We start from the raw sequence: 13,243 nt of genomic DNA on the forward strand, positions 1-13,243 counted from the left end.
GGGGTCAGTCGTGACCGAGGAACTCGAAGGCCATTCCGGCCACTCCCCCCGCAACGATGCCGACGCCGATCACTGCGAGCCACAGCCCGAAGACGACACCCAGCGCGAGCACGGCGGCGCCGAAGGCGGTGCATACAGGAAGGACACTGTGCGGGGGGAAGAAGTCCACCGGCCCTGCCCGGTCATGTACTTCCCCGTTCTTGCGGTCTTCGGGCCGCAGGCCCCGTCTGCGATAGGTCACCGCGAAGAAGTACGAGACCAGCGTCGCCATGAGGAAGGCAACGGTCAGTGCCGCCGTACCGGCCGGATCCCTGGACCACGCGGCGTACAGCACGTCTGTCACGAGAAAGAACCATGCCACTCCGGCAAAGAGCCAGGCTTCTGTTCTCACGCGTCACACCCCTCGTTCGTCGGGAGTTGCCGGGCCGCCACGACCGATGATCGGCGCCCTCTCCGCCACGTCCGGATGGTTGAGATCGAAGGCCGGCGAGTCGGAGCGCACGCGCGGCAAGGCCTTGAAGTTGTGCCGCGGCGGAGGGCAGGACGTCGCCCACTCCAGGGAACGGCCGTAGCCCCATGGGTCGTCGACCTCGACGTCGGGCGGGCGGCTCATGGTGCGCCAGACATTGTGCAGAAACGGCAGGGTGGACAGGCCGAGCAGGAAGGATCCGATGGACGAGAGGGTGTTCAGTGTGGTCCACCCGTCCGAGGCGAGATAGTCGGCGTAACGACGGGGCATGCCCGCCTCACCCAGGTAGTGCTGGACCAGAAACGTCAGCTGGAATCCGACGAAAAGCGTCCAGAAGTGAATACGCCCAAGACGTTCGTCGAGCATACGACCAGTCCATTTGGGCCACCAGAAATAGAAACCACCGAACATGGAGAATACCACTGTCCCGAAGAGGACGTAATGCAGATGAGCCACGATGAAGTACGAGTCGGTGAGGTGGAAGTCCAGGGGCGGTGAGGCGATCAGCACTCCGCTGAGTCCGCCGAGCAGAAAGGTGACGAGGAATCCCAACGACCAGAGCATCGGCGTCTCGAAGGAGATGCTCCCGTGCCACATGGTGCCGATCCAGTTGAAGAACTTCACTCCCGTCGGCACGGCGATGATGAATGACATGAGGGAGAAGAACGGCAGCAGGACCGCCCCCGTGGCGAACATGTGATGAGCCCACACCACCGCCGAGAGGACGGTGATGGTGATGGTGGCACCGACCATTCCGACATATCCGAACAGCGGTTTCCGACTGAACACCGGGATGATCTCGGTCACGACCCCGAAGAACGGCAGGGCCACGATATAGACCTCCGGGTGACCGAAGAACCAGAACATGTGCTGCCACAGAATCGCCCCGCCGTTGGCGGAGTCATAGACATGGGCCCCGAATTTCCGGTCGGCCTCCAGGGCCAGCAGCGCGGCAGCCAGCACCGGGAACGCCAGCAGGGCAAGGATGGAGGTGAACAGCACGTTCCAGGTGAAGAGCGGCATCCGGAACATGGTCATCCCCGGGGCGCGCAGACACACGATCGTGGCGGTGAAATTCACCGCTCCCAGCGTGGTGCTGACTCCGGAGAGCACCAGCCCCATGGTCCACAGGTCCCCGCCGGCGCCGGGTGTGAAGACCGCGCTGTTCAGCGGCGCGTACGCGAACCAGCCGAAGGACGCGGCGCCTCCGGGGACGACGAACCCGGAAACCACGATCAAGCCGCCGAAGAGGAAAAGCCAGTAGGTGAGCGCGTTGAGGCGCGGAAAGGCGACATCCGGCGCACCGATCTGGAGTGGCATCACGGCGTTCGCGAATCCGGCGAACATGGGTGTCGCGAACAGCAGCATCATGACGGTGCCGTGCACGGTGAAAAGCTGGTTGTACTGGTAGGCGCTGACGACCTGCAGCCCCGGCCGGGCGAGTTCCGCGCGCATCAGCATGGCCAGTACACCAGCCAGCAGAAAGAAGCCGAACGCGGTAACCATGTAGAGGTTGCCGATGACCTTGTGGTCAGTCGTCGTCAGCCATCCTCTGATCCTGATGCCCGCGCTGATCCGCCTGTTGGTGACCGCTTCCCTCGGCTGCGCGATTTCCCGCTGATCCTGCCCCATCGGTCCTCCGTCCGTCAGGCCGACATCCTTCCGATGGTCGAGGCATGAGCAGGTCCGGCTCGCGCGACGAGCGGACGACGCTCCGCGATTTCACCAATTCACCGCGCAGCGGTGACCTGCTCAGCGGTATCACCCGCTCACCACCACCTCGTCCGCCCAGGTGCGCCGAACGACGTCTTCCTCCCGCGAGTGGCTGTCGATGCCGGTCAGCCAGTCGAGGCGGCCGGACGCCTCCGGGACCGAGGACGCTCATGAGTTCGACGTCCAGCGCACTCGCGCAGCGCGTCGGTGTCCCCGTCCGTCAGGGACGGGTGATCAGAGAACGGCGCAGGCGTCGCCGATCGCCTCGTCCAGAATCGTCAAGCCGAGCGAGAGCTCGTCCTCGGTGGCGGTCAGCGGCGGTGCGATCCGGAAGACTCCGCCCATGCCGGGGAGTTGGACGATGTTCATATGCAGGCCGAGTTGTAGGCAGCGCCGGGTGACCCGCGCGCCCAGCGCGTCCGAGCTCTGCTTCGTCTCTCGGTCGACGACGAGTTCGAGCCCGGCCAGCAGGCCCCGGCCGCGGATGTCACCGACGACCTCGTGGCGCCCGGCGATGTCCACCAGACCCTGGCGCAGGAACGCGCCGAGCGATCGTGCCCGCTCATCGAGCTTGTCGCCGGTCAGGACGTCGAGGACGGTGTTGCCGACCGCGGCCACCAGCGGGTCGGCGACGTGCGTGGTGAAGAACAGGAACCCTCGCTCGTACGCCTCCTGCTCGATCTCGGCGCTGGTGACCACGGCCGCGAGGGGCAGTCCCGCACCAAGCGTCTTGGACAGCGTGAGGATGTCGGGGACAACGCCATCGCGCTCGAACGCGTACCAGGTCCCAGTGCGGCACAGTCCGGTCTGGGCCTCGTCGAGGATCAGCAGCATGCCGCGTTCCCGGCACTTGTCCTGCAGAGCCGCGAAATACCCGGCCGGCGGCTCGATGATTCCGCCCGAGCTGAGAATCGGTTCGACGAGGCACGCGGCCAGACTGCCGGTCGACTGGGCGTCGATCAGGTCGAAGGCGAAGTCCAGCTGGCGGCGCCAGTCCAGCGAGCCGTCGGCCGCGGTGAAGTCGGGCCGGTACACGTTCGGCACGGGGATGGCGAAGTTGCCCGGCGCGCCCGGGCCGTAACCCTTGCGCCCCGCGCTGTAGGTGGCGGACGCGGCGGCCTGCGTCATCCCGTGCCAGGACCGCGCGAACGAAACGATCTCGTGCCTGCCGGTGACGAGCTTGGCCATCCGGATCGCGGCTTCGTTGGACTCGGCTCCGGTCGTCAGCAGCAGCGCCTTCTCCAGCGGCGCGGGCAACGTGTCGGCAAGCCGCCGGGACAGGTCGACCACCGGACGGCTGAGCATGCCGCTGTAGAGGTGGTCGAGGGTCGCGACCTGCCGCTGGACGGTCGCGACGATCTCCGGGTGCGAGTGGCCGAGGATCGCGCTCATCTGGCCGGAGGTGAAGTCGAGGATCTTCCGGCCGTCCGCGGTGAACAGGAAACTGCCGGCGGCGCGGTCGATGATCTCCCGGGTGAACTCGCCACCGTAGCGGACGAGGTGCCTCTCGGCATCGGCCCAGAAGGTTTCAGTGGACGGCGGGGCGGTAGTCGAAGCAGCCATGTCTGTGACGGTAAGTCGCCCTCGAGTGACACGTCCATCTCACAATTCCGGCTGTCCTGTTCGGTAAAACCGCACAAGAATGACGGCATGATGAACCCCTGGAGGCTCCGGCTGCTGAGCCAGCTGGACACGCTGGGCACCGTCCGGGCGGTCGCCCAGGCCGCCAATCTGAGCCCGTCGAGTGTGTCTCAGCAGCTCGCCGTGCTCGAGGCCGAGACGCGCACACAGCTCCTTGAACGAACGGGACGCCGGGTGCGGCTGACCTCGGCCGGGCTGATCCTCGCGCGTCGGGCGCGGGCCATCCTCGATCACATGGACAGCGTTGAGACGGAGCTGCGCGGATTCGGCGATGAACCGGCCGGGCTGGTGCGGCTGGGGGCGTTCCAGAGCGCGATCCACTCCATGGCGGTGCCGGCGGTGACCCGGCTGGTGCGCGAGTATCCGCATCTCGAGATCGAGCTGCTTGAGCTGGAGCCGCACGAGAGCGTGCCCGCGCTGCGGGTCGGCGACGCGGACATCGTCATCACAACCACGGACTTCGACGAGCTGCCGTTGGGGCCGGACCTCGACCTCGTACCGCTGGCCAAGGACCCGATCTTGCTGGTGGTACCGCCCGAGCATCCCGCGGCCGGGCGCGGGGCCGCGGACCTTGCGGCCTACGCGGACGAACCGTGGGCGTTCGACATGCCACAGTCGTACATGGCGAATCTCACCCAACGGCTTTGCCGTCAGTCGGGGTTCGAGCCGCAGGTGGTGTGCCGGTTCAGCAATTACATGATGACCCTGCAGCATGTCGAGGCCGGGCTGTCGATCGCACTGCTGCCCGGCCTGGCGGTCGACCGCCGTTACCGCGTCGTCACCAGGGAACTCGCGACTCCATTGACCCGCACGATCACGGCGGCAATCCGCCGCGGCTCGCCACCCCGAGCGGCGGTGCGCGCCATGCTGGACGCGCTGCGCCACTTTCCGGACCTACCACTTTCGGGTCGTGAGTGAGAGAGCGAGTCGCTCGCGGCCTGTCTCGACGGATCGAACCGGAGGGAGATCCTCGTCGCGCAGGGCAATCTCACGGGCATCGCCCGTGCCGTGCTGCCCGACCGGAACGAGGGGCTGGCCAGTGCTGTGACCGGAAAGGTTTGCCGGAAGCTCGCGACTCCCCCAGCTACCTCCCCCAGCTACCGCTTAGGATGCCCCCCGATGTGCCCCCAGGTGCGGTGCATCGCAAGGCGGAGCGTCGCAGCTCGTACTCGGCCGTACTCGCGCGATGCGACAACGCCGCGAGGTGCCGTGCCTGGGGGCACCCCCAGCGGTAGCTGGGGGAACGTCGCGAGCCGGTGAACCATTCCGGTCACCGCACTTAGGCGAGCTGCGCTCGGACACCGCGCCCCGGGTCGCAGCTGGGCCCCGAAGGGGCAGACCCCGGTGGTGAAGGTCAACGGCAAGCGCCTGCGCGTGAACATCATGTCCGCCATCGCCTGCCGCGGAGCCCTGTGGTTCACCGTGCCGAGACGGCGCGACGCGCAGGGCAGAGCGTCGCCGCACTTCAGCGCTGCTACGCCAAGGTGCTGGACGGCGAAGAGGCGAAGACGAGCGCGCTCATGGCTTCGCACGGCCACGCGCTGCGTGTGGGATCTCATCTCGCCTTTCATGCGGCAGCGCTGTGCCCTGCGGTGCGAGAGGGTTGTCTCACGATGGCCGACGACTTGTGTCTCACCAGGGCACCCGGTTCCTCCGAGGGCGCTTCGAGCCCCGTCGCCTGATCGCCGGTTCAGACCTGTTGTGCAGCGCCCGGTCGGGGCGCGGCGAAACTGAGTCGGTAGCGGGGCAGAACGCGGCCATTGACCGGGAAGCCGCGTGCTTTTCAGCGTCTTGACGGTATGTCAGCATCCCGCCCAGCTGCCGGTTCACGGGTGCATACGCTTGAGAGCCCACTGGGCAGCCTGCGATGCCCTCAATGCCCGCCAGGCATCGAGAGTTTCACGGTCATCCCCGAGACGCTGGACCATCGAGCGCAGGACCGACCGGCCTTCGCAGCCCTGCGGCGCCCAGCGAAACCCACCCGCACCACCCCGCTAGCATGTTCGAACTCGCGATGATCACGTTCATCGCCCGTCCTTCAACGGAAAATAACCAACATCTAGCAAATCGGCCAAATAATTGACATCTATAGCATCGCGGGTGTTTTCGCGAATAAGCTCCAGAATTACGTTCGCCGCGTGGCGTCAGCCACGGGCGATACTGTGGGCCACGGCGGGTGTGGTGGCCCTCGGGTTCCTCATCATGCTGGAGATCGCCGCACGTCGCTACGGCGTACCGGGGCCGATCACCAACCAGGCGAAAGAGGTGATATTCGCCCCCAAATCGGGGCCACTGTTGTACGCCAGTATGGCGTTGATGATGGTGGTGCTCCCCTGGCGGCAACGGTTCATCGCGGCTGGTGTCGCGATCGGCATCGACATCGCCTTCTTTCTGGTGCGGTGGGCGGTCGACGCCAAGATGATGTTCGGCAACGGCGCGTTGTGGGTGGTTTTGGGCTATGCGGTCATCGCTGTCACGCGCCGCACCGGCCGGGAACGTGTCCTGCTGCTGAAGGGCGTCGGGCTGGCCCTGCTGCTGGTGGCCGGCCGCAAGACCGGCGATACCTGGCTACTCATCACGTCGAAGACCCGCCCGGCGGTGCTCGACCAGTACGTGGCAACCGCCGATCACGCGCTGGGCAACCCGTCGTGGCTGGTAGGCCGGATTGTCAGGGCCACCGGTCCGATCGGCGCCCACGTTCTCGACTACGTCTACGTTCAGCTTGCGGTGGCCGCGGTCATCGTCACGCTGTACCAGCTGCGTAACGTGGCGGTCGAGCGCCGCTTCCCACGCCATCATCTGGTGCGCACGTTCCTGGTGATCGGCCTCCTCGGGCCGGGCATCTACATGATCTTCCCGGTGGTCGGGCCGATCTTCGCCTACGGCACCGGCGCCTACGGCACTGGCGGGGAGCACTGGGCGCTGGCCAACCTGTGGCCGGACACGCCGCCGCCGATCATTGCGCCGCACCACATGCTGTTCGACGAGATCACCCCACGCAACTGCATGCCCAGCCTGCACACGGCGTGGGCTACCGCGCTCTTCATTCATTCCCGCAAGGGCCCACGGATTCTGCAATTCTTCGGCGTGTTCTGGCTGATTACCACGCTCGGCGCAACGCTGGGCTTCGGCTACCACTACGGCGCGGATCTCATTGCCGGCGTGGTGTTCACGCTCACGATCGAGGCAGCCTTGCGCTCGCTCGCACGCGGCTGGGACCGGTCAGCAACCCAGCTGGTCGCTTACGGCGCAACCGTCTTCGTTGCGCTCTTGATGTCATACCGCTTTCTGTCGATGGAGATGGCCGAACATCCTTGGGTGTTCGGACCACTTCTCATACTGGCGATGACCTCAGTGATCTACGGCTACGTACGGACCACCAAATCACGGGAACCGAAGGCCACATCAGCGAGGCAACCGGAACCGCAACCCGAACTGGCTTGAGTCATGCTGTGGATGGCACCGTCAACGGGGAGGTCATGACGATTCGCAGCGGGGAGTGCGGGCAGCCTCGCCTACCGTACGAAGGGCAGTCTCGTGGCTTGCTCCGTCGCCGCGGGCGCGGAGCGGGATGCTGTAGCTGTGGGGCCACCGCGCCATGCTCGTGGCGCCCATACCCCGCTCGCGGGCGAGGTCGGGCCGCAGCGCGGGGGGCCGCGCCATGGGCGGCTTCAGCTCCGCGCCCGGAGTGCGGGACTTGCCGTCCCGCAGACCTGCTGACGGTCTCAATCTCAGCGAGAGCACAATCGTGCTCACCCTCGTTAGCCCGACACCGACAGTTCGGACGAGGTCGTCACCGCGCAGTCACACCCATCCATGGATGATTGTTGCTGCCTCGTCGAAGCCAATTCGTTCAGTCAGTTGCTTCTCCTTCGGAATGTACGAGTTAGAGAACAAGTCGTACACACCACTCGAGCCAACGGACAGCAGGTCTTTGAGTGGAGCGCTCAGCGCGGTCTTCATGTAGCTCTCAGACATGCCGCCCATGCTGAAGACATCAGCCGCGTAGAGCGTCCGCACCGCGTCTCCCGAACGCCCGAAGAACATCGGCGTTCCCGCGATCAGACCCGCTGTGTCGACCTGCGCGACGAGGCTCGCCTCGGAGGCGTACCCGTGCCGCTCAAGGAGCGCGGTCCAGCCTTCCTTCAGCTGGGTGGTGTAGACGAGCGAACCCGGCCCCACCAGGGGTTTGACCCCCGCGTACAGCAGGACGCTCATGCACAGCGCGACAGACGGGATGATCTCCTCGCGCTCCAGATGGTCACGGATGGCGGCAGGCTCCAGGGGCACCTTGAGGTCCTTGAAGCGCGGGTCCGCCGGTACCAGGTCCGATCCGTCGACGAACAGGCGGAGCAGTTCGGGTCGGCCGGGGTACTTGCGCCAGAAGAAGTGAGTGCCCTTGCCGGCGGCCTCGTCCCAGGCAACCACGATGCCTCGGAAGGCATCCAGGACGTGCTGCCGGAATTCCGCGTCAAAGAGCGCAGCGGAGAGGAAGTTCTCCCCTGCGAGCAGCTCAACGAGGCACTCTCGCGCCACATCCTCGGAGTTGGCGTAGAGCAACTCCGGAACGTCTCGACGGAGTTCCTGTGAGAACAGCATCGGCCAGGTACGCCGCAGCGCGACAGCGAGCTGGTCGCGGTGGCGGTTAGTGTGCGAGTAGTCGAGGCCGTTGAGGAGGCCCTGGTACTCGATCAGGAAGGCTTGGTCGTCCGACTTGAAGCGTTCCCAGCGCTTGAGTGCGCGCAGCCGTTCAACGAAGTCGAAGGACCGGACGCTCGTGTAGTACATCGCATCACGGTGTTCCTTCGCTTTGAAGTAGGGGATCGCCTCCCCGCGAAACTGGAAGCCGTTGCGCATGTAATGGTTACTCGGTGGCACGTTGCTGCACGAAAACGTAACGATCGGCCGCCGACCGCCGCCTCCCACCAGCCTGTCCGCGTTGGCGATGATGTTGGTCCCCAACAGCAGCGGGTGGTTCAGCAGCTGGTGGTGATCCACGATATTGATCGCACGCACGTCACTCGCGTCCACGGAGACCTCCGCTGCGGCTGGCCCGAACGCCTGCCGTAGCACCTGCCGGACGGCGCGCGCGACAGCTTCCTGCCGGTCGGCGTGCACCGGGCCGACGCGGGCCGGCTGAAGTCCTGCCGCGTACTCACCCAGGGGCCTGTCGATCTCAAAATACGGTGCCATGCTGGGCACGTACTGCCGGATCTGCCCGACGATGGCGTCGAGGCTCCCCCTGACCCGCTTTTCGTCCATGTCCGCCTTCGTCATGAGTTGGCCCGGGCGGCGGCGACCATAGCCTGTCCTGCGGAGAGCCCGCCGTCATTGGTGGGGATACGGCTGTGGGTGTGCACGCTGAGTCCGGCCTGGGTCAGCTCCTGTTCGGCCCTGACCAGGAGGTGCTGGTTCAGGAACACACCGCCGCTGAGGACGACGTCCTTCAGCCCGCTGGTGAGCGACAGGCGCAGGCAGATCTCCACCACCGCACGAACCACGCTCTCGTGAAACGTCCGGCTCACCTGCGCCGCAGAGCTGCCGCGGTCGGAGACATCCGACAGGAGCGCCTCCAGCCATGGCCTGTGGTCGATGACGAGGCGGCCGTCCTCATCCTGCAGCCGCAACGGCCAGGGCTCCGCCGGGGTGTGATCCCAGGCGATGAGCTGTTCGAGCTCGATGGCCGCCTGCCCCTCGTAGCCCACCTGCTCGCACACGCCGAGCAGGGCGGAGTAGGCGTCGAACAACCGACCCATGCTGGAGGTCTCCGGCGCGTTGATGCCTCGTGCGGCCATCTTCATGAGGACACCGACCTCGAAGGGATCCCGCCGCTGAAGGAGGTCGAGCGGCAGGGCCGCGGCGTCGGCGCCGAAATGCTGCGCCAGGAGGCCGATGGCGACCCGGGCGGGCTCTCGCACGGCCTTGTCGCCACCCGGCAGCCGGAAGCGCGCCAGGTGCGCCTTCCGCTCGAAGCCGCGGTAGTCGCCGATCAGGAACTCACCTCCCCAGATCGTGCCGTCGGTGCCGTAGCCGGTGCCGTCGAATACGACTCCTATCACAGGCCGGTCCAGTCCGTTGTCCGCCATGCAGGAGGCCATGTGGGCATGGTGGTGCTGGACGGCCACCAGCTGCACGTCCTGGCAGGAGGCGGCGTAGCGGGTGCTGTGGAAGTCGGGATGCAGGTCATGGGCGACGTACTTCGGCGTCATACCAAACATGGCGCGCAGGTGCGCGATCGTATCGGCGAAGAACTGCTGGTTGCCCAGGGTCTTGAGGTCACCGATGTGCTGGCTGACGTAGAGGTTGTCGCCGCTGCCGAGGCACACGGTGTTCTTGAGTTCCGCGCCGAGTGCCAGGACGGGCGGCACCGGGAAGGGAGTCGGCACAGGGTCAGGGACGTAGCCACGGGCGCGTCGCACGAAGGCGACCTTCGGGTCGACCGTACTGTGCACGACGCGGGCGATCGAATCGTCCACGCGCGTGTGGATCTCGCGGTCGTGCACGAGGAAGGCATCGGCAAGGCTCTGCAGACTGTGCAGCGCCTCGTCCTCGGTGCAGGCCATCGGCTCGTCCGGTGCGTTGGCGCTGGTCGCGATCAGTACCGGGCCGACGGCATGGAGGAGGAGGTGTTGCAACGGCGTGGCCGGCAGCATGAACCCCAGCGTGGTGGAGCCTGGTGCCACGTCAGGTGAGAGTCCGCTGTCCGGCCGGGCCTGAAGCAGCACGATCGGGCGTCCGGGTGACTCCAGGAGCCGCCGCTCCTGATCGTCGATCACGGCGTACTCGGCGACTGTCGCACTGTCACGCGCGAGCAGTGCGAAGGGTTTGCTGCTGCGCTCCTTGCGCGCCCGCAGCTCGGTCACTGCGGAACGGCTGCAAGGATCAGCCATCAGCTGGTAGCCGCCGAGTGCCTTGACCGCCAGGATGCGCCCGTCTCGAAGCATCTCGGCGGCCACGGACACTGGATCGGACGTGCCGACCTTGGAGCCGTCCGGCAGCAACAGCCGTACCTGCGGGCCGCACGACCGGCATGCGTTGGGCTGGGCGTGGAACCGCCGGTCCGCGGGCGACTCGTACTCACCCTGGCACTCCGGACACATGGCGAAGTCCGCCATGGTGGTCTTCGGTCGGTCGTAAGGGAGGCCACGGATGATGCTGTATCGCGGTCCGCAGTTGGTGCAGTTGAGTAGGGGGTAGCGGTGGCGCCGGTCGTCCGGGTCGAAGAGCTCCTTCGCGCAGTCGGCGCACACGTAGCTGTCCGGGGTGACCAGAGCTCCGGCCCCTCCGTCCGACTCGCTGTGTCGAATGGTGAACGAGGAGGTCCAGTCGCGCACCGGCTCCTCGGCGACCATGGTGCAGGAATCGATGCGGGCCAGGTCGGGAAGCCGCTTCAACAGCTCCTCGCCGAATATGTCGGCCTCTTCACGCGGTCCTTCGATGCAGATCGTGACGCCCCGGGTGTCGTTGCGCACCCAGCCACCCAGCATGTGCTGGGTGGCCAGGCGGTACACATAGGGCCGGAAGCCCACGCCCTGCACGAAGCCGGCCACCTCAAGGGTCCTGCGTACCGCCTCGGCCGCCATCAGCAGAGCCTCGGCAACTGGGCTCCGTACAACAGTTCAACGGTGGAGACACGGCCGTCTACGTCGACCATCCGGACGGTGCCTGCCTCGGCGGTGACGACCTGCCCGACCACCGCGGCCTGCGCGCACTCCGGGTGGGCGTGCAGGGCCTTGAGGGCCGCCTCTGCCTGCTCGGCCGCGACAACCAGGCAGAGGTTTCCCTCGTTGGCGAGGTACATCACGTCGACACCGAGCATGTCCGCCGCCATGGCCGTCTCCGGCCGGATCGGCAGGGCCGATGCGTCCAGTTCGATGGTAATGGCCGACGCCTGGGCGAACTCGTTGACGACCGTGCCGAGTCCGCCGCGGGTGATATCCCGGATGCAGCGCACACCGTCACCGCAGGTGTCGAGGACATCCGCGACGACATGGCTGAGCACCGCACAGTCGCTGTGAACGCGCCGCTCGAATCCCAGTCCCTCTCGCATGGAGAGGATGTGGATGCTGTGGTCGCCGAGGAAGCCCGTGACGATGACCTGGTCACCGGTCTGGAGTGTCCGACTGGACAGCGTGAACGGGCGCTCGAGCATTCCCACACCAGTGGTGTTGAGGAAGATTCCGTCTGCCTCTCCTCGCCGGACGACCTTGGTGTCGCCGGCCACGATCTTCACATCTGCCACCCTGGCAGCATCCCTGACGGAGCGTAGGATTCGGCGGAAGTCTTCGAGCTCGAAGCCTTCCTCCAGTACGACAGCCAAGGTCAGGTAAAGCGGCCGCGCACCACTCACCGCGAGATCGTTGACCGTGCCGGCTATAGCGATCTTGCCGATGTCGCCGTTGCCGAAGAAGATCGGGTCAACCACGAACGAGTCGGTCGTCATTGCTATTCGCATGCTGGGGAGCTCCAGCAGTGCGCTGTCCTCCATCTCACCGATGTAGGTGTCGCCAAGTATCCCGGCGATGGTCCCCGAGATGAGCTCTTGGCTCATCCCGCCACCGGCTCCATGGTCAAGGACGACCTTGTCTGTCACGTGCCAACCTCTCCTACTCGCGGCGTTGTGGTCTGTTCAGACAGCGGTGCCTGCGGGCTCGGCAAGGGCTTTGTCGAGGAGGGCGTCCCACCAGACCTGCATGACCTCGATCGCGTCCAGGCCACCCTGCCGGACCTCCCCTCGATCGATCGCCTCGCCCTCGGGGAACTCGACACCAGTCTGGTCGAGGTCCACGAACGCAGCCAGGCCATCCTTGTGGCCCTGCTCCACCCCGTCCTCCAGGTGGATGTCGTGGAAGCGCTTGATCAGGCTGCCCTCGTAAGTGAAGCCTCGACGGTCACAGATCTCGCGGCAGATCTCGAAGAAGACCTCGTGCTCGAAGATCGCAGCGGTCTCGGTCGCGTACAGCGCGCCCAGCGCCCGCGACGGATTCGGGGCACACAGCGCCTTGACCTCGGCCAGGAACTTGGTGGTGGCGGGGAACTCCACCCGCTTGTCCATATCGGTGCCGACGTTCAGCATGCCCTGCTTGTACATCGGGGCGTGGCCGTCCTCCTCGTCCACGTTCCGCTGCAGCTCCACCGAAACGCCCGGCTCGGCGAGCGTCTTGGTGCACTCCACTGCTGCCTGCAGCAGGCCACAGTTCGCGAAGGAGAACTGGTAGTGCTCCATGATCAGCCAGTCCAGCGACTCCGTGCTGGCGGTGGGCAGGTGGTTCAGGAGCTTGCTCTTCACCGCGCTGGTGAACGCGTCGTTCCGCTCGTCGATCTCTACCGACAGACGCTCAGTCATGGCGTGCCTCTGTTTCTCGCTGGAACGAAGGAAGGATCAGGGCGTCAACAGGCCGACGTGGGAGCCGGATTGGC

At 66.1% G+C, this 13,243-nt stretch carries 9 protein-coding genes; 2 read left to right on the forward strand and 7 right to left on the reverse strand.

Annotated features, from left to right (window positions below):
- Positions 1 to 4: 4 nt before the first annotated feature.
- The 3 genes from ctaF to ABD858_RS01425 all read right to left on the reverse strand — a co-directional run bounded on the left by ctaF (position 5) and on the right by ABD858_RS01425 (position 3,745).
- Positions 5 to 391 (reverse strand): aa3-type cytochrome oxidase subunit IV, encoded by a 387-nt coding sequence (ctaF, locus tag ABD858_RS01415; protein WP_345033931.1) that lies wholly within the window; start codon positions 389 to 391, stop codon positions 5 to 7.
- A 3-nt stretch (positions 392 to 394) separates the two neighbouring features.
- A complete protein-coding gene (ctaD, locus tag ABD858_RS01420; RefSeq protein WP_345033932.1) occupies positions 395 to 2,101 on the reverse strand; it encodes an aa3-type cytochrome oxidase subunit I in 1,707 nt (568 codons plus the stop codon).
- A gap of 315 nt (positions 2,102 to 2,416) precedes the next feature.
- Complete coding sequence (locus tag ABD858_RS01425) at positions 2,417 to 3,745, reverse strand: aspartate aminotransferase family protein (RefSeq protein WP_345033933.1); 1,329 nt, start codon at positions 3,743 to 3,745, stop codon at positions 2,417 to 2,419.
- Between the two features lie 87 nt (positions 3,746 to 3,832).
- Here ABD858_RS01425 and ABD858_RS01430 point away from each other — a divergent pair, with 87 nt between their 5' ends.
- Positions 3,833 to 4,741 (forward strand): LysR family transcriptional regulator, encoded by a 909-nt coding sequence (locus ABD858_RS01430; protein ID WP_345033934.1) that lies wholly within the window; start codon positions 3,833 to 3,835, stop codon positions 4,739 to 4,741.
- A gap of 1,284 nt (positions 4,742 to 6,025) precedes the next feature.
- The gene (locus tag ABD858_RS01435; protein WP_345033936.1) at positions 6,026 to 7,267 is read left to right on the forward strand and encodes a phosphatase PAP2 family protein; all 1,242 of its coding nucleotides are present in this window, start codon (positions 6,026 to 6,028) and stop codon (positions 7,265 to 7,267) included.
- Between the two features lie 360 nt (positions 7,268 to 7,627).
- Here the strand turns inward: ABD858_RS01435 and ABD858_RS01440 are convergent, their stop codons facing one another.
- From ABD858_RS01440 to ABD858_RS01455, 4 genes are all read right to left on the reverse strand, one after another.
- Positions 7,628 to 9,085, reverse strand: a complete 1,458-nt coding sequence (locus ABD858_RS01440; protein ID WP_345033937.1) for a hypothetical protein — start codon at positions 9,083 to 9,085, stop codon at positions 7,628 to 7,630.
- Between the two features lie 11 nt (positions 9,086 to 9,096).
- The gene (gene hypF, locus ABD858_RS01445; RefSeq protein WP_345033938.1) at positions 9,097 to 11,406 is read right to left on the reverse strand and encodes a carbamoyltransferase HypF; all 2,310 of its coding nucleotides are present in this window, start codon (positions 11,404 to 11,406) and stop codon (positions 9,097 to 9,099) included.
- Positions 11,406 to 12,374, reverse strand: coding sequence for a hydrogenase expression/formation protein HypE (hypE, locus tag ABD858_RS01450; protein WP_345033939.1), 969 nt, complete (start codon positions 12,372 to 12,374; stop codon positions 11,406 to 11,408). Before hypE ends, hypF begins: the two co-directional genes overlap by 1 nt.
- A gap of 78 nt (positions 12,375 to 12,452) precedes the next feature.
- The gene (locus ABD858_RS01455) at positions 12,453 to 13,169 is read right to left on the reverse strand and encodes a DUF3865 domain-containing protein (protein WP_345033941.1); all 717 of its coding nucleotides are present in this window, start codon (positions 13,167 to 13,169) and stop codon (positions 12,453 to 12,455) included.
- Positions 13,170 to 13,243: the final 74 nt, after the last annotated feature.

The organism is Streptomyces sannanensis (assembly GCF_039536205.1).
Classification (GTDB): Bacteria; Actinomycetota; Actinomycetes; order Streptomycetales; family Streptomycetaceae; genus Streptomyces; species Streptomyces sannanensis.